Below are 21388 nucleotides of genomic sequence, written 5' to 3' on the forward strand. Positions count from 1 at the left end.
GCGCTCTAAGCGGCGCGCGCTCCGAAAACGGTTTCAAATGCCCTGCCCAGTGCGAGATCGACATCATCCATCGTGACCGGCAAGCCAAGATCGACAAGGCTGGTGACGCCATGTTCGGCAATACCGCACGGCACGATGCCGCTGAAATGCTCAAGCTGCGGTTCCACATTGATTGAAATACCGTGGAAACTGACCCAGCGGCGCAGCCGGATGCCGATGGCTGCGATCTTGTCTTCGCAAGGTTCGCCATTGGCCAGCCGCGGCTTTTCGGGCCGCACCACCCAGACGCCGACGCGATCCTCGCGCCGCTCGCCCTTCACATTGAATTGCGCCAGCGTTTCAATGATCCATTCTTCAAGCGCCGCCACGAAAGCGCGCACATCCTCGCGCCTGCGCTTGAGGTCCAGCATGACATAAGCCACGCGCTGGCCGGGACCGTGATAGGTATATTCGCCGCCGCGCCCGGTCTCGAAAACCGGAAAACGGTCCGGCGTCAAAAGATCCTGCGCCCGCGCGCTGGTGCCAGCTGTATAAAGCGGCGGATGCTCCACGAGCCAGACCAGCTCGCTGGCCGTGCCCTCGCGGATAGACTGCACGCGCTCTTCCATGAAGCGCAGCGCTTCGTCGTAATCCGTCAGCCCGTCGGCGATAAGCCATTCGACCGGCGGCGCATCCGCAGCCATCGGCAGAAAACGCGACTGCCGGGCGGTATCTTCTCGCGAAATTTGCATTTTCCCATTGAGAGCAGGCGAAAGAGGTGCGGAATTGTCGGTCATGATCGCATGCATATGGCGGTTTTCTGAACGCGCTTCCAGATGTCAAATTGCCTCTGGCCACAATAAAAGCGTCAGGCGATCAGGTGTCCTGATCCTTTGTGACAATCGAAACCGGGAAAAACATCCGGGCTGATTGGGGCCAGTACATCGATTTTCAAGCCGGTGGGCGCAAATTCGATGTCACAGCGCGCTTTGAGTTCCTCGGCGAGCACCAGACGCAAAAGCCTCTGGCCGAAACCACGGCGCGATGGGCGGGCAACTTCGGGACCACCCGTTTCCACCCAGCGCATCTGGAATTTTTTCTCTCCGTGATCCTCGACGATCTTCCAGTCAAACTCGATAATTCCGCGATCATTTGCCAGCGCACCATATTTCACCGCATTGGTGGCCAGTTCGAAAAGCCCCAGCGACAATGAAACCGTCACACGGTCACTGACGAATAATGACGGTCCCGTCATGCGAATGCGATGCCCGAAAGTGCTGTTGAAGGGGGCCAGCGCCGTATCGGCGATTTGCTGGATCGTAGCGCCGCCCCAATCATCCTGGAGCAGCATGTCATGCGCCTGTGCGAGCGCTCGAAGGCGCTCGTTGAACAGCCTGCCTGCCTCCGCGGGATCGCGTGCATTGCGCAGCGTCTGATTGGCGATGGACTGCACCATGGCCATCGAGTTCTTGAAGCGATGGGCTATTTCCCGCGCGACAAGAGCCTTGTCGGCTTCGGCTTTCTTGCGGTCGGTAATGTCCAGCATGACACCCATGAGCGTCGGCTCTTTTCCCAGCAGGGCCTTGGCGCGCGTTTCCACCCATACAGTCTGGCCGGTTTTACTGATGACCCGGTACTCCATCGAATAGGCTCCGCCGGATGCAAAGGCTTTCTGGGTCTGCTGGATAACCGCCATCCGGTCCTCCAGGGCAATCTGGTCCATAATCTGGTCAAAATGGACCGGCTCGTCATCCGTCAGGCCGAAAATGCGGCGGCACTCGGCAGAAAAATTGATCGTTCCGCTTCGCTGATCACGAACCCAAAAGCCAATCTTGGCAACATCGGCGATATAATTGAGCTGATCCTCGTGCCGCTCGGTCGCCATGCTCAGCGTATCGCGCTCTTTCTGCAATTCGGCGAAACGCTTGAGTTCCTGTGTCACATCAAGTTGCGTTCCGACAAAATGCTGCAAAACCCCGTCGGGCGTCTTGACCGGCGATATATGCAGCCGGTTCCAGAAGGCCGTACCCGATTTCTTATAGTTCAAAATATCGATCTCGATCGGCGATTCAGCGGCAAAAGCCGCCCGGATGGCGCCCACATCCCGAGCCGAGGTGCCTTCGCCTTGTAAAAACCGGCAATTGCGCCCCATCACCTCCTCCGCCTCATATCCGGTCAATTGCAGGAAGGCACGGTTGACGAAAACAACCGGATTGTCAGGCAGTCGCGGATCGGTGATGAGAATAGGCGTCGGCGTATGTTCCACCGCTGCACGAAATGGATCAACTGGTTTTAGAATGGAATTTTCCGAGAAGGGACTGGACGGTTCGAAATCTGGTGCCACTGCAACCCCCATGATACTCAAGGCATTATAAACACAAACCAATCCAGAGCATTTGAATTTAGCTCATTATCGCTATTATCGCGAATTAATATAGGAAATTCTATTAGCCATATTGAATATAAAGATTAGGGCATTTCCGGCACTTCTCCTCAGACAGCAACCGCGCCAGCTTGCGCAACCATGCAAGGCTTGCCGCAGAGCAGATGTGCATTATATGTTTTTCTATCATTCAGCGCACGTTCATCTTGCATCGGACATGATGTCGGCACTTGAACTGGAGAAGACGATGATTAACACCTTGAAAAAACTTATGGTTGGGGTGGTTGGCGCAACTTTGATGGTCGGCACCATGGTACCCGTCTCCGCCGCTCCCATCATGCCTTCCGCCCAGATTACGGGCAACAACAGTATCGAGCATGTGCGTGACGATCGCCGGCGTCGCCATGGCGACCGGCACTGGCGCGGCCGCCATTCAGGCCCTCGTCACTGGCATGGCCATCGCGGCTATCGGGAGTATCGTCGGGGCTATCGTCGTCATAGCGATGGCTGGTGGTATCCGCTTGCAGCCTTCGGAGCCGGTGCGGTCCTTGGCGGGGCGCTTGCTTCACCGCCGCCGCCGGTCTACCGCGCCCCGGCTCATCGCTCCAGCAATGCTCATGTGCAATGGTGCTATGACCGCTATCGGTCCTACCGGGCTTCCGACAACACGTTCCAGCCCTATAACGGTCCGCGCAGGCAGTGCTATTCGCCTTATCGCTAAAGCATTCCAGAAAAAGCCAGCCGCCCCGCCAAGGGCGGCTGTTTTGTTTCCAGACTTATCTTCCGTCACGCAGCCTCGGAGGCTATCAGGCACACAAATCCCTGCACCAATGCCGCAAACATGGCCGCGCATCGAAAATTTTTACAGCCCATCCCCTATTTTCGAATTTATATTGGAGAAAGGTGATTTTATGGTGTTGACCATTGCGAAAGCCGCCCTTATGTTCCGCCGCACTTCCACAGACGATTTGTCTGTTTCGGGAGCGCGTAGCTCAGCCGGTAGAGCAACTGACTTTTAATCAGTAGGTCCAGGGTTCGAATCCCTGCGCGCTCACCATTAAATCAAGACGTTATAGCTGCATCTTAATACGATACACGAGGCCGATAGCTTGCCCGGCCTTACCTCTGCGCACGGCGCGCTGCCCAGATTCCCACGAGAACGATCACGCCGCCTACGCCTTGCCAGGGCGTCAAGGCCTCGCCCAGAATCAGCCATGCCAGCAGCGCTGCGATAACGGGCTGAAGCAATAGTGTGAGCGATGAAAACGTCACCGGGAGCCATGCCAGGGCATAGGCAATCAGGCTCTGCCCAGAGGCCTGGCTCAACCATGACAGAGCGAACAGGACCGCCCAGCCCGCCAATGTGACCGGAATGAGCGTCGGCTCCGAAATCCAGGCAAAGGGCAGAATGGTGAGCGCCGCAGCACTGGAACTCCAGATCATGACCACCGGCGTGGAGAAGCGTTCACGCGCCTTGCCGAGCATGAGAATATAGGCGGCATAAAGCATTGCCGCAAAGATTGCGACGGCATCCCCCTTCAGGTCGCCGCCACCCAAAGCCTGCGGGCCGCCTTTCAGAATCACCACGCCGGCAATCGTGATAATCAATGCGGCTGCAAACAAGCGGCGCGGCGCCTGCCGCAAGACGAGCCAGCAATAGAGTGTGACGAAAATCGGAGCCATATTGACGAGCAGCGTCGAATTCGCGACCGAAGTCATGTGCAGCGAGATATGCCATGCGGCCAGTTCGGCGGCGAGCACGATGCCGGGCAGAACCACAAGCCATATGTCACGCGCGCTACGCGGCCGCGCGGCTTTCGGCACGGGATGCCTTAGCGTCAGAAGAAGCAGCGGAAACAATGCCAGCGCCAGCCTCCAGAACGCGGTCGAAATCGCGCCGAGTTCCGATAGCCGCACAAAAATCGGCGAGCAGCCGATCACTATTCCGCCCGCAAAAAGTGCAATCAGCGCAAGCTTTAGCTGACGGCGTTTGGAATCCGGCATGGTTTCGGTCGAGATTGTCATTGAACGGCTCTTGATCTAGAAGATGGCATGGCTGCAAATGCGTGAGATACCGGATCACTTTGCTTCAAAGGCTCCTATCATGCCGGAACGATAACAAGAAGCAGATCTTGTGCGGCGCGCGTCAAAGCCGCAGGACAGTCGCCCCCGACAGGCCAATATTGCTATGGGCTGTCCGGGACAGTTTCGAATTTATTTTCAGACAGATGGGGCAGATGTGAACAAAGCAGCTCTGCTGGCAATTCTTGGAGCATTCACAACCATGTCGGCTCAGGCGAGCGACAATTGGCAGGCCACCGAGATTATCCAGCCCTATGCCATCGCCGGACGCACAGCGCCCGATCTTTATGAATCCATCGGCGCCCGCGGCCCGAAAATTGGCAAAATCCGCGTCATTGCGCATACAAGTTACGTGCTGACATGGGACCGGAAATTTGACCGCAGCAACAATGCCTGCACCGTGATTTCCGCAACCCCGAAGCTCAAGATCACCTATACATTGCCAAAACCGTCGCAAAAGCTCGCCTCCCCCGTCAAGGAGAGTTGGGACACTTTCTATGAAGGCATCCGCACGCATGAACTGGTGCACGGCGACATAGCCAAGGACATGACGCGCGAGATCGTGCGCAAAACGGTTGGGCTTTCAGTCCCCAACGATCCGAAATGCCAGAAAATTCGCAAGGTTCTGGCAAAGGAAATTACCGATATGGTCAATGTACAACGAGCGCAAGGACGCGATTTCGACCGGGTGGAAATGGGCAATGGCGGCAATGTCCACCAGCTCATTCTGGCTTTCCTGAATGGCGATAATCGTCCCTGAATGTCGTTTACTGGCGCGTTTGCGTTTGGTTTTGCACCTATATGATCAAACGAACCCCTCTAAAGGTCTGGAATCGTGGAGAGAATAATGGATACAAAAGCGCTCATTCAGGCATATTACACTGCGTTCAATGCCGGACAGACGGACGATATGCTGGCTCTTTTGCATGAGGATGTGGAACATCATGTCAATGAAGGCGAGGTTCGCCGCGGCAAGGAACTTTTCGCCCGGTTCAATCGCCATATGACTGAAAGCTACAAGGAAGAGCTGACAGATATGGTGATCTTCGTGAATGAAGGCGGCGATCGCGCGGCAGCGGAATTCATCGTGAATGGCACCTATCTTAAAACCGATGAAGGACTGCCGGAAGCAAACGGGCAGACCTATCGTCTGCCTGCCGGCACATTTTTCGCGCTTCGGGACGGCAAGATCAGCCGGGTGACGACTTATTATAATCTCAATGAATGGACCAGACAGGTCGTGGGATGATTACGGTTCATATATTGACCGGAGATGAGGTGAATGCTGCGCTGGATGAACTGGCGCAGCTTCGGATCGCGGTATTTCGCGACTGGCCTTATCTTTATGAAGGTGGTCTGGACTACGAGCGGGAATATCTGACAAACTATCGTTCAGAAGGGGCAATCATCGTTGCCGCTTATGACGGCAAGCAGATGGTCGGCGCTGCAACCGGCACGCCGATGGAAGATCATGCCGACGATTTCGGCGCGGCCTTCGCCCATCGGGCGGAACCGCTGAACCGGATATTTTATTGTGCGGAATCAATCTTGCTGGCCCCCTATCGCGGACGCGGAATAGGCCATGCTTTTTTCGACAGCCGTGAAGCGCACGCCCGTGCACTCGGTCGCCAATACAGTGCTTTTTGCAGCGTCTCCCGCCCGGATGACCATCCCGCCCGCCCCGCCGATTATCGCCCGCTGGACAATTTCTGGCGCAAGCGTGGTTATGCGCCGCTGCCGCAGGTCGTGGCTGAATTTCCATGGAAAGATATAGGCGAGAGCGAGAGCTCGAAGAAACCCATGCAATTCTGGATGAAAGAACTATGAGCCGCACCAAAATTGCCACCGCCGCCTACCCGCTAAGCTGGTTTGACAGTTTCGCCGCCTATGAAGACAAGATAACGCAATGGGTAAAAGAGGCTTCCGATTGTGACCTTCTGGTCTTCCCCGAATATGGTTCGATGGAGCTTGCCTCTCTGGGCGGGCGCGAGGTGGCAGCCGATCTGGAAGCATCACTGCATGAAGTCGCGCGGCATGAAGAAGCGCGTGAGAAACTCCATATCGAACTGGCCCGGCGCTTCAATGTCCACATATTGATGGCTTCAGGGCCGGTTTTTGAAGGCGAGCGACCGGTCAACCGTGCGGTTTTGATCGGCCCCGAAGGCCGCATCGGCTTTCAGGACAAGCAGATCATGACGCGGTTTGAGCGCGAAGACTGGAACGTGGTCGGCTCGCCCGGCCTCAAACTGTTCGATACGCCGCTCGGACGGATTGGCATTCTGATATGCTACGACAGCGAGTTTCCGCTATTGGCCCGCATATTGGCGAAACAGCATGTCGAAATCATTCTGGTTCCCTCCTGTACCGATACGATTGCGGGTTTTAATCGCGTGAAGATCGGTTCAATGGCCCGCGCGCTTGAATCGCAATGCGTCGTTGTGCAGTCACCCATCGTGGGCGATGTGGACTGGAATCCGGCAGTCGATGAAAATTGCGGAGCGGCGGGAATATATTGTCCCCCCGATGGCGTCTGGCCGGAAAGTGGAATACTCGCTTGTGGCGAACTCAACCAGCCCGGCTGGGTCAAGGCGGAGATCGAGTTGGAGAAAGTTGCCCAAAGTCGCCGCGACGGGCGCGTGCTGACCTTTGCCCATTGGCCCGAGAGCGAAGCCTGCCCGTTCAAGGGATAGCTCGACGCAATCGTGACGCGTGCGCTCGATAATCAGGCACACGCGTCACGTCCCCCCCACCAACCTTCCACTTGGCCTTCCACTTGGCCTTCCACTGCAACCTTCCGCTTTGGCCCCCGCCTCGGAACTATCCCTATTTAAGCGGAACTGCCGCCCCCCAATAAATTATCCTTTGGTCGTATTATTCGGAAGATGCAGGCTTCGTCCGGCTTGACATTTAATCAATCGATTGATTAAATATAGACATGAAAAAGCCCCCACCTTCCCAAGATGTGCCGCCGCCCCCATCCAGCGACCAGACGCGCACGGCCCTTATTCACGCGGCGCTGCATCTTTTTGGATCGAAAGGCTATGATGCGACTTCGACGCGTGAAATCGCAAATCTTGCCAAGGCCAATATCGGTTCCATCGCCTATCATTTCGGCAATAAGGAAGGGCTGCGGCTTGCGACAGCCGATTATATCGTTGAGACGATGCAGGGTCTGGCGGGGCAGGCTTTTGGATATTACGGGGCGATAAGCACGGCCCCTGAAACAAAAGATGCGGCCCGCCAGCAGCTTGTTTCCGCTCTGGAGCGCATGGTCCATTTCATCGTGGCGCAACCGGAAGCGGGCGAAATCGTCCAGTTTCTCCTGCGTGAACTGGCCCATCCCACCGCAGCGCTCGATCGTATTTATTCCGGCGTATTCGAGCCGACCCATCGCAGGCTTTGCGCCATTTGGGAAACGGCGACAGGCGAAGCCGCCGAAAGCGAGAATACGCGGCTTACGGTTTTCACGCTGCTGGGTCAGGTGATCTATTTTCGCATCGGGCAGGAAGCCGTGAAGCGCCGCATGGGCTGGAACGCCATCGGCCCCGAACAAGAACAGGCGGTAGCGATCACCACGCGGCAGAATCTGTTGGCAATGTTCGCCGCCCGCGATGAAGCGGAAAAAGGAAAAACCTTGCGATGAGCCTTTTATGCATTCTTCCCTTTGCTTCATCCCTGTTTGCGGCGTGTGTGCCAACACCGCTTGCCGTTGGCTATGTCGAGGGCGAATTCGTGCAGCTTGCGCCGCTTCAGATTGCGCAGGTCAATGCCGTCATGGTCAGGCGCGGCGATCACATCGCAGCCGAGACGCCGCTTGCTGTGATGGAAGATACGGATGCCGTCATCGCGGTTGCGCAGGCGGAAGCCGCACTGGCACAGGCCGAGGCGCAACTGGCCAATTTGCAGGTCGGCAAACGCCCGGACGAAATCGCGGTTCTCGAAGCAGATCTCCGCATGGCCAGGGCACAGGCGGAAGAGGCTCGCCGCACCCTTGCGCGCACCCGCGACCTTGCCCAGCGCGGCGTCGTCACGCAGGCACAGCTTGACGATGCCGCAACCAGGCTGGAAGTCGCGGAAGCCGCCATCGGCCAGAGCACTGCCAATCTGGCCGTCGGTCGATTGCCTGCGCGCCCTGAAGAGATCAAGGCCGCTGAAAGCGCCGTCAAAAGCGCGAAGGCTCAACTCGACACAGCCCGCTGGCAGCAGGACAAAAGGGTGATAAAGGCACCCGCCGCAGGCCGGATAACCGACATTATCCGCAATCCGGGCGATATTGCCGGCCCCTCTGCCGCCGTCCTCACCATGTTGCCCGACAATGCGGTTAAGCTGAAAGTCTATATCCCCGAAGACAGATTTTCGAGCATTGCAGTGGGCGAATTGCTCTCTGTGCGCTGCGACGGATGCGCACCGGGCCTGCAGGCGCGTATAAGCTATGTTTCCCCCGACCCGGAATTCACCCCGCCCGTCATTTATTCGCTCGAAACACGCCAGAAGCTGGTCTATCTCGTTGAGGCGCGCCCTGTTGATCCCTCCTCTCCCCTGCAACCCGGCCAGATCGTCGATGTCGATCTGCAAGCGGAATAGGCGGAGGTCACATGCCCAACGTCATTGATGTAAACGGGCTGGTAAAGCGTTTCGGCGATGCCACGGTTGTCGATCATGTCAGCATGTCGGTTGCAGCCGGCGAGATCGTCGGCTTTCTTGGGCCGAACGGATCGGGCAAGACCACCACGATCCGCATCATGTGCGGGCTCCTGACCCCGGATGAAGGCAGCGGTCAGGTTCTCGGCTATGACCTGAGAACCCAAGGCGGACTGATCAAGCGCGAGGTCGGCTATATGACGCAGCGTTTTTCATTTTATGAAGACCTGACCATTGCCGAAAATCTGGAATTCGTCGCACGCCTCTACCAGCTCAAACCTGCAAAGGATCACGTCAAACGCACGCTGGAGGAGCTTGGGCTGACCTCACGCCGCAACCAGCTTGCAGGCACGCTTTCGGGCGGCTGGAAGCAGCGGCTGGCACTGGCCGCCTGCATCATGCACAAGCCTAAGCTTCTGTTGCTGGACGAGCCGACTGCGGGTGTCGACCCCAAGGCGCGGCGCGATTTCTGGGATGAAATCCATCGCCTCGCCGAAGGCGGTCTCACGGTTCTGGTCTCCACCCATTATATGGATGAGGCCGAGCGATGCCACCGCATCAGCTATATTTCCTATGGCAAGCTTCTGGCGACCGGGACGGTCAGGGACGTCATCGAGCGGTCGGGGCTTACGACCTTCATCATCAGCGGCGAGCGGCTTGGCGAGATTGCACGCGAGTTGGAAGGCGAACCGGGCGTCGATCAGGTCGCGCCTTTTGGCGCCACATTGCACGTTGTCGGCTCTGACAAGGCAAAGCTCGAAACAGCGCTTGCAAGAATAAGCCATAATGACGCAATCACTGTCAGCGCAGGCGAAACCAGCCTTGAGGACGTCTTTATCCAGTTCATGGCGCAGGCGCAGGCGCAGGACAATATGACCAGGGATGGCAAATCCGGAAACGGCACGGCATGAAGGGCAACTGGTTTTCGTTTGCGCGCCTTGGCGCCATGCTGCGCAAGGAATTCATCCAGATGCGGCGTGACCGCATTACTTTCGCCATGATGCTCGTCGTGCCGCTGATGCAATTGCTCCTGTTCGGCTTTGCCATCAACAATGATCCCAAACACCTGCCCAGTGCCTTGGTTGCAACCAGCAGCGATCACTATACGCGCGCCGTGGTTTCCGCACTGGAAGCGACGGGATATTACCGTTTCGACCATGTGGTTCGCAGTGCCGCAGAAGCCGAAGCGCTTATTGCCAGCGGGGCGGTGTCGTTCGTCGTAACCATTCCTTCCGACTTTGCCCGGCGCGTTGATGCCGGCGACAGACCGCAGATACTCATCGAAGCCGATGCCACCGATCCGTCGGTCGCAAGCGGAGCGATTTCAACGCTGGGAACGCTCGCCAATCAGGCGCTGCTGCGCGAACAGGGCAGGCAGGCGGAGGCGCGCGATGCCGCGCAGAGCCAGTTGGAGGTGGTTGTGCATCGCCGCTATAATCCCGAAGGCATTTCGCAATATAATATCGTGCCGGGGCTATTGGGCGTGATCTTGCAGATGACCATGGTGATGATGACCGCCATGGCGCTCACCCGCGAGGTCGAACGTGGCACCATGGAAAACCTGCTGGCCATGCCTGCCAGCCCCATTGAAATCATGCTGGGCAAGGTCTTGCCGTTTCTGGTGGTCGGTGCTGTGCAGGTCGTGGTCGTCCTCGTCGCGGCAAGACTTTTGTTTTCCATCCCCTTTGCCGGGTCGCTGACACTGCTTTTAAGCTGTGTGCTGATCTTCGTGCTGTCTCTGGTGCTGCTTGGCTACACGATCTCGACGGCTTCAAGAACGCAGATGCAGGCCATGCAGCTCACCTTCTTCTTCTTCCTGCCTTCGCTGATGCTCTCAGGCTTCATGTTTCCATTTTTGGGAATGCCCGTCTGGGCGCAATTGCTGGGCGAGATATTCCCGCTCACCCACTTTTTGCGTATTGTCCGCGCGGTCATGCTCAAAGGAGCCGGGTTTTCCGACATAAGTTCCGAGATAAATGCCCTTATCCTGTTCGTGCTGCTCTTTGCGGGGCTGGCGCTTTTGCGGTTCCGCCGCACACTTGATTAATACCCGTTCTACAGAACTTAGGCCATTGTCGAGGGTGATCGGCGCTTGAGCCATTTGCGCCAGATATGGATTTCACTTCTGCGACGCAACCGGCGCACGCGATGCGAATCGTGAGACAATATGATCAGCCCAAGCGGCAGCATCCAGAAGCCCAGCACGGGAAGGAACCCCAAGGTGCCCCCGACGATAAGCGAACTGCCCAGTGTTCTCCGCATCACTATGGATTGCGGCAGAGGGATTCGTCTTCCGAGAATCACTATGACGTGTTTGTGTGGTTTGGAGGTGTATTCGTCGTTCACCGGAGCGTTCTCAGCTATTGCAACACAGGTTTCCCTGTTGAAATGTATCAGAGAACGCAAGGTTTCACGAATGGAATATAAAAAGTACAAAAAAAACAATTTAGCCCTTTGCAAAAGCGAAACCCTTTTGCTATACGCCATCTCGCTGACGCAACGAGCGCCTATTCCCCGGTAGCTCAGCGGTAGAGCAACCGGCTGTTAACCGGTTGGTCGCTGGTTCGAATCCGGCCCGGGGAGCCACTTCACTTTTCCAATAAAGTTCGCCGCTCAATTATTTCATTAAAGCAATATCTTGGCACGCAGTGGCGGATTTATCTGCTGGCAGCATTCAGTCGCATCCGCAGAAGCAGAGCAAATGAACTGCTCTGCCTGCCTTTCGATATGACAGTGGGTCGGCCCCCTCACATGGTCAGGATAAATAACCCATCAGCCATAGGATAATGATAATTGGAATGGGGATGCCAATCAGCCAGAGAAGACCGCCTTTGAACATTATTTTCTCCATCGTGTGTGTCCGGATATTCAACGGATCAACGCTGCGATGGTTCCTGAAAAACATTCACTGATATGCGTGAAGCTGCCGTTTCAAGTGCATGCCATAAGGTGCCAGCAGCGGAGCGCATGCCCAGGATAGCAAGGCGATCAGGTGCGCGGCGGATCACGAAGACGCTTAAATGCTCAAGATTGGTCCGTGTGGCCGAACCTGCCCCAAAGCGTGACGTATCGATATTCACCAGCTTCGCCATGAGAGCGGTGATTGGCGCCTCGCCGCTTGCGGAATGGATTTCGAAAGCAACGAAACCATCCGTTTGCTCGGTCACGGAACAACCCGGACAGATTGCCGACACCTCAGCTGCGAAATCACTTTCGGCACGCCCCTCGGCTTCGATCAGCCATTGATGAGGTGCCATCCATAGCGCCGCAGCGCGGTCATTGCCTGTCCAAAGGCCCGGTCCGGGCAGATCGAGGCCAAAGGGTGCGGGCTGTATGCTATCGCGGCGCAATGCGAGCGAAGCCAGGGCAAGGCCGGTATTTTCTTCGATGGTGAAAACGCCGTGGCGCGCATTGCGGGCCTTATCTGCGCCCAAAGCAGTGGTGGGTTTTAGTTCAGGCACGAAGACGTACTCCCTCGGGATCGATGAAATGGGGCGAGACCACGCGCAGTTGAACGGATTGATTTTGCAGCGGATTAGCGGCGATAATCACCTCACCAAGACGCTCCTGCCCATCGGCAAGAAAGCCAAGGCCGATAGCGGAGCCGATATGGGGCGAGAAGCATGCCGAAGTGATCCAGCCCTCATCGGCATGCGTATTCTGCGCGGCACCTGTTGCGAAAAGATGCGAACCCGCAACCACCGGGTCGGCGGCATCGACCGGCTGGAGGCCAACCAGTATGCGCTTTTCCGCAACCAGTCCCTCACGCCGCGACATCACCGTGCCGATGGCATCCTTCCTGATCGAAACCATCCGTCTCATGCCCAGCATCTGCGCTGTGGTCTGGCCGTTCAGTTCATTGCCAGCGGCATGGCCCTTCTCGATGCGAAGCACACCCAGCGCCTCGGTTCCGTAAGGAACAGCGCCCAGATCCGCGCCTTTTTCCATCAGAACCGCCATCAGCGCATTGCCATAGCGCGCGGGCACCGCGATCTCATAGGCCAGTTCACCTGAAAACGAGATGCGGAAAAGCCGTGCGCGCAGGCCAGAGCACACGCTCAGGCTGGCACAGGCCATGAAGGGGAAGGCTTCGTTGGCAAGATCAAAGCCGTCCACTAGCCTTTCCAGCAGCCGGCGGGCGTTGGGCCCGGCGACTGAAAACTGCGCCCATGCATCGGTGGTGGAAATGAGCTGCACATCCATCTCCGGCCAGAGGCATTGGCGTGCAAATTCCATATGACGATAGGCAGGACCCGCCTGCGCCGTCGTGGTCGTCACGACATAATGATCTTCCGCCAGCCGCGCACAGGTACCGTCATCGTAAGCGTGGCCATCCTCGCGCAGCATGAGGCCATAGCGCACCATGCCCACTTTCAGGCTCTTCATGGCGTTGCAATAGAGCCGGTCGAGGAACTCGGCAGCATCCGCGCCCTGCACATCGATCTTGCCCAGTGTCGTTACATCGCAGATACCCACACCCTTTCGGGTGGCAAGCACCTCGCGATCGACCGATTGACGCCAATCTGTTTCGTCTGGTTGCGGAAAATATTGCGCCCGCATCCATTGGCCAACCTCGACGAAAACCGCGCCTTGCGCTTTCGCCCATTCATGGCTGGGTGTGAGGCGGCGCGGACGGAAATCTTCGCCGCTATTGCCGCCGCCAAGAACCGAGAGCGAGACTGGCGTATAAGGCGGACGGAAGATCGTGGTGCCGGTCTGCGGAATGGATTTTCCGGTCAGTTCCGCCATCACGGCCAGCGCCGTGACATTGGCCGTCTTGCCCTGATCCGTCGCCATGCCAAGGGTAGTCCAGCGTTTGAGATGCTCGACCGGACGCATATTCTCCTGATAGGCCAGCTTGATGTCCTTGACGGTGACGTCATTCTGAAAATCAACCCATGCCCGGCCCTTGCCCGGCACATGCCAGAGCGGTTCAACCTTCGTTTCGCTGTCGCTGCTCTGCGGAAGGGCAGGAAGCGTCGCTTTAATGCCAAGTGCATCCAGCGCCGTGATTGCCGCTTCGGCGCCGCTTGCCATTGCTGCGGCTGTAGCGCCTTTGCCTGCGGCAGCCCCCGCCACCACCATGCCCGCCGGTATATTATCATCCGGCAGGAAAATATGCCGCTCGGAATCCCAGACCGGCCTTCCACGATGATGCGAGGCCAGATGAACATTGGGGTTCCAGCCGCCGGAAACCGCAAGCGCCCCGCAATCAATCCATTCCCGGCTGCCGCCGCGTGTCACTTCGATGGATTTCAGGCCAAGCCGACCCTTGCTGTTGGAGACAAAGGCACCGGCAATCAGGCGATAATCGCCAGACGCGGCCACATGGTTACGGGAATCCACCACAACGGCGATCTCGACGCCTTTCGCCAGAAGATCGCGCGCGGTGCGATGCCCTTCATCGCTATTGGTAAAAACAGCGATCTTTTTGGCAGGACTGACCGCCCAGCGATTGGCATAGGCACGCATGGCGCCTGCCAGCATGACGCCCGGACGGTCGTTATTGCGAAACGGGATGTGGCGTTCGGTTGCACCGGATGCCAGCACCGTCCGTCTGGCAGTGATGCGCCAAAGCGTCTGGCGCACGTTTGCGCCGGGTTCAGCGAGATGGTCGCTCACCCGTTCCACGGCACCATAAATGCCATGATCGAAAGCGCCGAAAACCGTGGTGCGGCGCATCACGCGCAAATTGGGCAGGCTTGAAAATTCCGCCTCGACAGCGGCAATCCATTCGCTTGCCGGAGCACCATCAAGATGATCGCTTTCGGCCAGAAGACGTCCGCCAAGCAGGTAATCCTCGTCCGCAAGGATAACCTGCGCACCGGCGCGCGCCGCGCTCAGCGCCGCAGCCATTCCCGCAGCACCGCCGCCAATGACCAGAAGGTCGCAATGCAGGAAGCCCTTGTCATAGGCATCGGGATCGGCCAGCATCGAAAGAGTGCCAAGCCCTGCCGCCTTGCGAATGGCCGGTTCATAGAGCTTTTCCCAGAAGGCGCTCGGCCACATGAAGGTCTTGTAGTAGAAACCTGCAGTCAGGAAGTCCGAAAAGAAGTCATTGACCGCCAATGCATCAAAGCCAAGCGCAGGCCAGCGGTTCTGGCTGCGCGCTTCAAGCCCATCGAAAAGCTCGATGACCGTAGCGCGGCTGTTCGGCTCGCACCGCGCGCCCGAGCGCAGTTCCACCAATGCGTTCGGCTCTTCCGAACCGGCGGAAAAGACGCCGCGCGGGCGGTGATATTTGAAACTGCGCCCCATCAGGCGCACATCATTGGCCAGCAGGGCCGAAGCGAGCGTGTCGCCGGGATGGCCCTCATATTGTTTGCCGTCGAAGCTGAAGCGCAGCGTCCGGCTGCGGTCGATCAGTCCGCCTTCAAGCCTCATGCCGCACCGCCCTTCCTTGCGCCCATCGCCACATCGCGAGCAAGCTCCGCGCCAAGGATTTCATGGGTCAGCGTATTGCGGGTGACGACAAGCCAGGAGCGGTCGCCCTGCTCATGGAACCACAATTCGCGATGCACGCCAGCAGGATTGTCGCGCAGATAGACATAATCGTTAAAGGCGCTCAGCGCCTCCTCCGCCAGACCGTCGGGACGGTTTAGCAAGGCGGCGTCGCCCAAATAGGTGAATTCCTGCGCATCGCGCGGACCAAGAAGTGGGTGTGGAATAAGCATCGGCCAAGGCCCTCAATGCAGGTTCGGTTGGGCGCCTGCGCCCTTCTCGTCGATGACATAGCCGCGCTCGAAACGATCCAGCCGATAGGCCCGGGCAGTTTCGTGCGGCGTGTCGGTCGCCAGAAGATGGGCAAAGGCATAGCCGGAAGCGGGAGTGGCCTTGAAGCCGCCATAACACCAGCCGGCGTTGAGATAGAGACCATCGACCGGCGTGCGGTCGATGATCGGGCTTCCGTCCATCGACATATCCATGATACCGCCCCAGGTGCGCAGCAGACGGGAGCGGCCGATCATCGGCATAAGCGCCATTCCGCCCTCGGCCACATCCTCGATGACGGGCAGATTGCCGCGCTGGGCATAGGAATTGTAACCGTCAATATCGCCGCCAAAGACCAGCCCGCCCTTATCGGACTGGCTGACATAGAAATGACCCGCGCCGAAAGTGATGACACCGGGAATAGCGGGTTTCAACCCTTCGGTTACAAAGGCTTGCAGCACATGGCTTTCAATGGGCAGGCGCATTCCGGCGCGCTCCATCACGCGGCCCGTGGAACCGGCGACCGCGATCCCGATCTTTCCGGCCCCGATAAATCCGCGCGACGTCTCGACACCCCGCACCCGGCCCTCTTCGATGCGAAATCCCGTCACTTCGCAATTCTGGATCAGATCGACGCCCAGGAGATCAGCGCCGCGCGCATATCCCCATGCAACGCCATCATGGCGCGCAGTCCCCGCGCGGCGTTGCAGCAGCCCGCCCTTGATGGGAAAGCGCGCATTGTCGAAATTGAGGAAGGGGATCATCGCCCGCACCGCTTCGCGGTCGAGCAGCTCGGCATCCGCCCCCGCCAGCAGCATGGCATTGCCGCGCCGCCGATAGGCATCGCGCTGGCCATCGGTATGAAACAGATTGACGATGCCGCGCTGGCTTACCATGGCGTTGAAGTTGAATTCCTGTTCCAGCCCTTCCCAGAGCTTCATGGAGAATTCATAGAACGGCTCATTGCCGGGCAGGAGATAGTTTGAACGAATGATCGTCGTGTTACGACCGATATTGCCGGAACCAAGCCAGCCCTTTTCCAGAACGGCGATGCGTGCCTTGTGAAAGGTTTTGGCGAGATAATAGGCCGTGGCCAGACCATGCCCGCCACCGCCGACGATGACATAATCATAAGCGGGCTGCGGGTCGGGGTCACGCCAGAGCGGTCGCCATCCGTGATGCCCGGTAAGGGCTTCCTTCAATATCTGCAAAGCTGAGTAGCGCAATCTTATGATTCCTGATTTTGCAGGTTGTCGAAAGAAGCACCCGTGCGGGATCTGCTTCGTGTTTCATGCATGGCGGCCATCCGGCTTGTTGCAACACCAGTTCAGATTTCGAGACCGGCCTTTCGGCTTTCCATATTGGAAATCACCTGAAACCCGACCGTGCGGAATGGCTCCGGTGCGATCCAGCTTGCCGTGCCCATGCTTGCAGCCATAGCCTGATGATCGCCATGCCCAAGCATGAATTCGGCCAGATGCCGCCCCAGCATCGTCCCCTTGGCAATGCCGCTGCCATTGCAGCCGCCCGACGCATAGAGGCTGTTATCCAACTTGCCCCACCAGGGGGAGCCGTTCATGGTGAAAGCGGTCGTTCCGCCCCAGACATATTCGAACTGGACATCTTTGAGATCGGGCCAGCGGCGTTCAAAACGCTGGCGCAATTCGCGCGTGGCCTCTTTCTGGCCGATCTCCGTTTCATAGGCATAAAGGCTGCGCACCATGACCCGGTTATGGCCGATCCGGCGCAGGGTCGTCCCAAGCCGATGCGATGGCAGCAGGCCCCAGTCCGGCGATTCTCCGATCGAGGAAAGGCGGTGTTCGCTGATTTCTTCTGTTACCGCCGCATAGGTATAGATCGTAGCCATACGCGATTTCAGATAGCCGAATTTGGGAATGAACCCATTATTGGCAAGTGCAAGCGATTTGCATTTTATCCTGCCGCCAGCGGTTTCGAGAATCCAGCCATTCTCCTTGCGAAGACCGGTCACAGGCGTATTCTCATAAAGCTCGACCGAAACAGGCAGCGCATCCGCAAGCCCGCGGATCAGTGCTGCGGGCTGGAGCAGCCAGGTATCGGGCAGGTAAATGCCAAAGCGATAATAGTCGGAGCCGATGCGGCGGCGAATATCTTCGCGGCTCAAAATCTCATGTGGCAGCTTGTTGACGCGCGCGACTTCTTCGACGCTTCTTAGCGAGGCCTCGCCCCGCTCGGTCGCAGCGCCACGTATCGCGCCAGCCTTCGTCATTTCGCAATCGATATTATTGTCGCGGATGATGTTCGTCAGCCAGTCGAAGGCTTCGGCAAAGAAGCCGGACTGCAATCTGGCCTTTTCCGCCATTTCTATGGATGCGCCGCGCGGGAGCACATGTGCGCCGGTGAAGCCCGAATTGCGTGCGGACGACCCCTCGCCCACCGTGGTAGCTTCGACAACCGCAATGCGGGCATCGGGATTAAGCTCTTGCAGGCGGCGGGCGATTGCAAGCCCCGTATAGCCTGCGCCGATGATCGCATGATCGACACTTATATCTTCGCCCAGTGCCTTGCGCGGGGTTCGCGGCGGCAACATTGCATTCCAGCCGCAGGAATTCGAGTATTTGGGATAAGTCAGCTTTGCCATTTCGGGAGTTTCCGGGAAAAACGGGACCGCACCGAAGTGCGATCCCGAAAGATAATTCATTCCTTGAAAGAGGCCTGTTCGGTGAGAAGCGGCCCGAGCGACATGGACCCTTTCAGTTCGAAGCCCCAATCGAGCTTGTCGGTGCGTGCCCAGACCTGTGCGGTTTCGGTCAGCGGAACAGCGCAGACCTCATCCACGATCAGCTTCTGGGCTTCCTTCCAGAGTTCAATCTGCTTTTCCTGATCGGTTTCGACGCGGGCTTCTTCAATCTGCTTGTCCGCAACGTCGCAATGGCTGAAATTGGTTACCTGATCAGGGGCACCGATTGCGCTCTTCGAATAATAGAATTGTGTCAGATAGGTGTCCGCGACCGGAAAGCGCGCCGCCGAATAATCGACGATCGGGCTAAGGTCCTGGCGGATCATCTGGTGCCAGCTTGCATGTTCGACCGGCTGAAGATCGAGCTTGATACCCGCCTTGGCGAGCTGCGCCTGAAGGATCTGGTCCATCGTGGCATAGCTTGGCATCTGGCTTGAAATCATCTTGATCGTAATGCCGTCGGGGTAGCCAGCCTCCGCGAGAAGAGCCTTGGCTTTCTCGACATCGTGCGGCAGCAGGCCCGGTTCGGGGTTGAGCCCAAGATTGTTGGACGGGATGACCGAAACCGCCTGACGCGTGAATTCCTTGCCGCGGAACTGCGCAATCTCCGCCGGGTTGACCGCATAGCCGATAGCCTGTCGCACGCGTATATCGTCAAATGGCTTCTGGTTCTTGTTCAGGTGAAGCACGGCCAGTTCGGACGGATCGAAAATGTCGACCATTGTATTGGGCGTGTTCTGCATACGCTGAAGCCAGCGCTGTTCCGTGGTGCCGGCGGCAACATCGACTTCACCGGATGCGAAGGCAAGGTCACGGCCAGCGGCGGCATTGAGGAAGCGGTAAATGACTTTTTCGATCTTCGGCTTGCCGCGAAAATAGTCGTCATGCGACTTGAAGTTGATCGCAACGCTTGGTTCGATCGATTCAAGCTGGAAAGGACCGAAGCCGACCGGATTGCGCGAAAAGCTGTCGCCTTTTTCTTCATAGGCCTTCTTGCTGATGATGAAGCCGCCAGAATAATTGGCGAGCAGCCCCAGCATGCTGGGCACCTGGCTTTTCAGGGTGATCTTCACCGTATAAGGATCAACGGCTTCAACGCTTTCGATAGCGGTATAGTCGCTCGAAAAACCGGAACGGTCAGGGTCGGCAGCCTTTTCAAGGCTGAATACCACGTCATCGGCGGTGACTTCGCCATAGCCATGCTGCCACTGCACACCCTTGCGCAGCTTGAAGGTCCATTCGAGATTGTCGGGGCTGGCTTCCCAGCTCTCGGCGAGGTCGGGTTCGATAGTCGCGGGGTCGGTCGTGCCGGGCGCAAAACGCACAAGCGCACCATAGATCCAGGCGACCAGCGTGCGGTCAGAAGTGCTTGCCGCAAAATGCGGGTCGAGATTGCCAATATCGGCTGCGGCGGCGCCCAGCCTGAGTTCCGTCCGCTCGGCAAAGGCTGGCGTTACCGCCAATGAAGTACAGGCCAGCAAAGCCGCTGCTGCGCCCGCTTTCATGAATTTCATATATGACATTCCACAGTCCTCCCTTTTGAAGATTGAACTTCAGGCTGTATCAACGCCTGAAAGAGTGGGGCGAAGCCCGCTGTTTCCAGTCCGTCTGTCGCAGCCAGAATCTCGTCCTGCCATGAAGGCGGCAGGGTGTGCCTTGCGATATTCCTGAATTTTTGCGCCACTTGCTCGCGGCTCATCGGGTTTGCGACATCGCCAAGCGGATGCCACACGACCATTTCCTGCCGCCCCTCGCCCTGATCGAAAATTACCCGTGCCGGGGTTCCTGCGGGGAACGAGCCTGCAAAATCTTCCGAGACTTCCAGCTCGATGCGGGCTGCGAGATCAAGGACCTGCGCATCGTGAAGGCTCTCCGGCAAGACCGGCTGCAAAGCCTCGCGACCGCGCAGCGCCGCCAGCGCGCAACTGAAGTAAAAACTGTACTGCCCGCCTTCCAGAAAGCGCGGCGCACGCTCGTTGGCCAGACGCAGAGCCTGCGGAAAGGTCTCGATGCGCAGGCTGCGAATATCGCGTCCCGGCTTGCGAAGCTCAAGAATGGCATCCACTGCCGCATGCATATAGCGGCAGCAGGCATAGGGTTTGAGATAGCATTGCTGAAGCGCCCATGCGTCCCCAAGATCGCCGGTCAGCATGCTGCGATCATAAAGCTGCGCATCGTCGAGCAGATCGAGCGGTCCTGTCCCGCCAGCGCGTGCACGATAAACTGCGGCAAGGCCGGCAACTATGGCGGCAGGAATGCCTTCCTTGACCGTGCTGCCCTGATATTTCGACGTGCCGGACGCAAACATGCCGGGGCTCTCGGCCCCTGCAATCGCCAGCGCATGAGCCGTTTGTGCTCCGTTAAGCCCAAGCAGGCGGGATGCAGCTGCGGCAACGCCGTATCCGACCCAGCGGCCGCTGGCATAGGTTATGATCGTCGGCACCGGACGCGCGCTTGCCACGCGCAGTGCAACCTCGTAGCCCAGCGCGATCGCATCGGCAATCCGCGCATCGCTCGCACCGACAGCCTGCGCAACGGCGAGAGCGGCAGGAATGACACCCGCCCCTGCATGACCAGCCGCGCCGCGATGCCCGTCATCAATGTCGAGCGCACTCGCCGCAGCGCCATTGGCCATTGCGGCTCCAATAATGCTGCTTTTTTGCGACGTCAGCCAGACATCGACCGAACCTTCGCCAAAAACCGCAAGCCCCCCTTCGCGCGCTGTCTGCGCAAGCGGCGAGTTCAGGCCCGCAGCCGTCGCGCCGATCAGGTCGAGAACCAGCAGCGAGATAGTATCTCTTGTATCCCTGGGCAGGACATTTTCAGGATGCCTGGCAATGAATTCGGCGAGTTCGACAATCGCGTGCAACTTT

At 58.0% G+C, this 21388-nt stretch carries 20 protein-coding genes and 2 tRNA genes; 11 read left to right on the forward strand and 11 right to left on the reverse strand.

Annotation, left to right across the window (positions count from 1 at the left end):
- Window positions 1–5 precede the first annotated feature (5 nt).
- A complete protein-coding gene (gene lipB / locus DKP76_RS07485; RefSeq protein WP_425349377.1) occupies window positions 6–731 on the reverse strand; it encodes a lipoyl(octanoyl) transferase LipB in 726 nt (241 codons plus the stop codon).
- A 116-nt stretch (window positions 732–847) separates the two neighbouring features.
- Window positions 848–2323, reverse strand: coding sequence for a PAS domain S-box protein (locus DKP76_RS07490; RefSeq protein ID WP_425349370.1), 1476 nt, complete (start codon window positions 2321–2323; stop codon window positions 848–850).
- 286 nt (window positions 2324–2609) lie between these two features.
- On the opposite strand from DKP76_RS07490, the gene DKP76_RS07495 reads away from it, so the two are divergent.
- Both DKP76_RS07495 and DKP76_RS07500 read left to right on the forward strand, forming a co-directional pair.
- On the forward strand, window positions 2610–3083 hold the full coding sequence (locus tag DKP76_RS07495; protein ID WP_109705897.1) for a BA14K family protein: 474 nt from the start codon (window positions 2610–2612) through the stop codon (window positions 3081–3083).
- Window positions 3084–3343: 260 nt separating this feature from the next.
- Window positions 3344–3419, forward strand: a tRNA-Lys gene (locus DKP76_RS07500).
- Between the two features lie 62 nt (window positions 3420–3481).
- Here the strand turns inward: DKP76_RS07500 and DKP76_RS07505 are convergent.
- Complete coding sequence (locus tag DKP76_RS07505; RefSeq protein WP_425349378.1) at window positions 3482–4381, reverse strand: DMT family transporter; 900 nt, start codon at window positions 4379–4381, stop codon at window positions 3482–3484.
- 220 nt (window positions 4382–4601) lie between these two features.
- Between DKP76_RS07505 and DKP76_RS07510 the strand changes: the two genes are divergently transcribed.
- From DKP76_RS07510 to DKP76_RS07545, 8 genes are all read left to right on the forward strand, one after another.
- Complete coding sequence (locus tag DKP76_RS07510) at window positions 4602–5204, forward strand: DUF922 domain-containing Zn-dependent protease (protein ID WP_425349371.1); 603 nt, start codon at window positions 4602–4604, stop codon at window positions 5202–5204.
- A gap of 87 nt (window positions 5205–5291) precedes the next feature.
- Window positions 5292–5693, forward strand: coding sequence for a ketosteroid isomerase-related protein (locus tag DKP76_RS07515; RefSeq protein ID WP_109705786.1), 402 nt, complete (start codon window positions 5292–5294; stop codon window positions 5691–5693).
- A gap of 29 nt (window positions 5694–5722) precedes the next feature.
- Window positions 5723–6271 carry a GNAT family N-acetyltransferase gene (locus DKP76_RS07520; protein WP_245410173.1) on the forward strand — a complete coding sequence of 183 codons (549 nt, stop codon included), beginning with the start codon at window positions 5723–5725 and terminating at the stop codon, window positions 6269–6271.
- Window positions 6268–7134: a carbon-nitrogen hydrolase family protein gene (locus DKP76_RS07525; RefSeq protein WP_109705788.1), complete on the forward strand. Its 867-nt coding sequence runs from the start codon at window positions 6268–6270 to the stop codon at window positions 7132–7134. Before DKP76_RS07520 ends, DKP76_RS07525 begins: the two co-directional genes overlap by 4 nt.
- 245 nt (window positions 7135–7379) lie before the next feature.
- A complete protein-coding gene (locus tag DKP76_RS07530) occupies window positions 7380–8087 on the forward strand; it encodes a CerR family C-terminal domain-containing protein (protein WP_109705789.1) in 708 nt (235 codons plus the stop codon).
- Complete coding sequence (locus DKP76_RS07535) at window positions 8084–9028, forward strand: HlyD family secretion protein (RefSeq protein WP_109705790.1); 945 nt, start codon at window positions 8084–8086, stop codon at window positions 9026–9028. Before DKP76_RS07530 ends, DKP76_RS07535 begins: the two co-directional genes overlap by 4 nt.
- 11 nt (window positions 9029–9039) lie before the next feature.
- Window positions 9040–9996, forward strand: a complete 957-nt coding sequence (locus DKP76_RS07540; RefSeq protein ID WP_109705791.1) for an ABC transporter ATP-binding protein — start codon at window positions 9040–9042, stop codon at window positions 9994–9996.
- The gene (locus tag DKP76_RS07545; RefSeq protein ID WP_109705792.1) at window positions 9993–11132 is read left to right on the forward strand and encodes an ABC transporter permease; all 1140 of its coding nucleotides are present in this window, start codon (window positions 9993–9995) and stop codon (window positions 11130–11132) included. The genes DKP76_RS07540 and DKP76_RS07545 overlap by 4 nt, the downstream gene beginning before the upstream one ends.
- Window positions 11133–11149: 17 nt before the next feature.
- Here the strand turns inward: DKP76_RS07545 and DKP76_RS07550 are convergent, their stop codons facing one another.
- Entirely contained in the window at window positions 11150–11347 is a 198-nt protein-coding gene (locus DKP76_RS07550) for a hypothetical protein (protein WP_245410186.1), read from the reverse strand.
- 249 nt (window positions 11348–11596) lie between these two features.
- On the opposite strand from DKP76_RS07550, the gene DKP76_RS07555 reads away from it, so the two are divergent.
- Window positions 11597–11671, forward strand: a tRNA-Asn gene (locus DKP76_RS07555).
- Between the two features lie 290 nt (window positions 11672–11961).
- Here DKP76_RS07555 and DKP76_RS07560 read toward each other — a convergent pair.
- The 7 genes from DKP76_RS07560 to DKP76_RS07590 all read right to left on the reverse strand — a co-directional run bounded on the left by DKP76_RS07560 (window position 11962) and on the right by DKP76_RS07590 (window position 21384).
- The gene (locus tag DKP76_RS07560; RefSeq protein WP_109705793.1) at window positions 11962–12546 is read right to left on the reverse strand and encodes a sarcosine oxidase subunit gamma; all 585 of its coding nucleotides are present in this window, start codon (window positions 12544–12546) and stop codon (window positions 11962–11964) included.
- Window positions 12539–15469 (reverse strand): sarcosine oxidase subunit alpha family protein, encoded by a 2931-nt coding sequence (locus tag DKP76_RS07565; RefSeq protein WP_109705794.1) that lies wholly within the window; start codon window positions 15467–15469, stop codon window positions 12539–12541. Before DKP76_RS07565 ends, DKP76_RS07560 begins: the two co-directional genes overlap by 8 nt.
- Window positions 15466–15759, reverse strand: a complete 294-nt coding sequence (locus DKP76_RS07570; protein WP_109705795.1) for a sarcosine oxidase subunit delta — start codon at window positions 15757–15759, stop codon at window positions 15466–15468. The genes DKP76_RS07565 and DKP76_RS07570 overlap by 4 nt, the downstream gene beginning before the upstream one ends.
- A gap of 12 nt (window positions 15760–15771) precedes the next feature.
- Window positions 15772–17022, reverse strand: a complete 1251-nt coding sequence (locus DKP76_RS07575; RefSeq protein WP_109705796.1) for a sarcosine oxidase subunit beta family protein — start codon at window positions 17020–17022, stop codon at window positions 15772–15774.
- A 101-nt stretch (window positions 17023–17123) separates the two neighbouring features.
- Complete coding sequence (locus DKP76_RS07580; protein ID WP_109705901.1) at window positions 17124–18416, reverse strand: NAD(P)/FAD-dependent oxidoreductase; 1293 nt, start codon at window positions 18414–18416, stop codon at window positions 17124–17126.
- Between the two features lie 56 nt (window positions 18417–18472).
- The gene (locus tag DKP76_RS07585) at window positions 18473–20038 is read right to left on the reverse strand and encodes an ABC transporter substrate-binding protein (RefSeq protein ID WP_109705797.1); all 1566 of its coding nucleotides are present in this window, start codon (window positions 20036–20038) and stop codon (window positions 18473–18475) included.
- Window positions 20026–21384 (reverse strand): MmgE/PrpD family protein, encoded by a 1359-nt coding sequence (locus DKP76_RS07590; protein ID WP_109705798.1) that lies wholly within the window; start codon window positions 21382–21384, stop codon window positions 20026–20028. Before DKP76_RS07590 ends, DKP76_RS07585 begins: the two co-directional genes overlap by 13 nt.
- Window positions 21385–21388: the final 4 nt, after the last annotated feature.

The organism is Falsochrobactrum shanghaiense (genome assembly GCF_003149535.1).
GTDB classification, from domain to species: domain Bacteria; phylum Pseudomonadota; class Alphaproteobacteria; order Rhizobiales; family Rhizobiaceae; genus Brucella; species Brucella shanghaiense.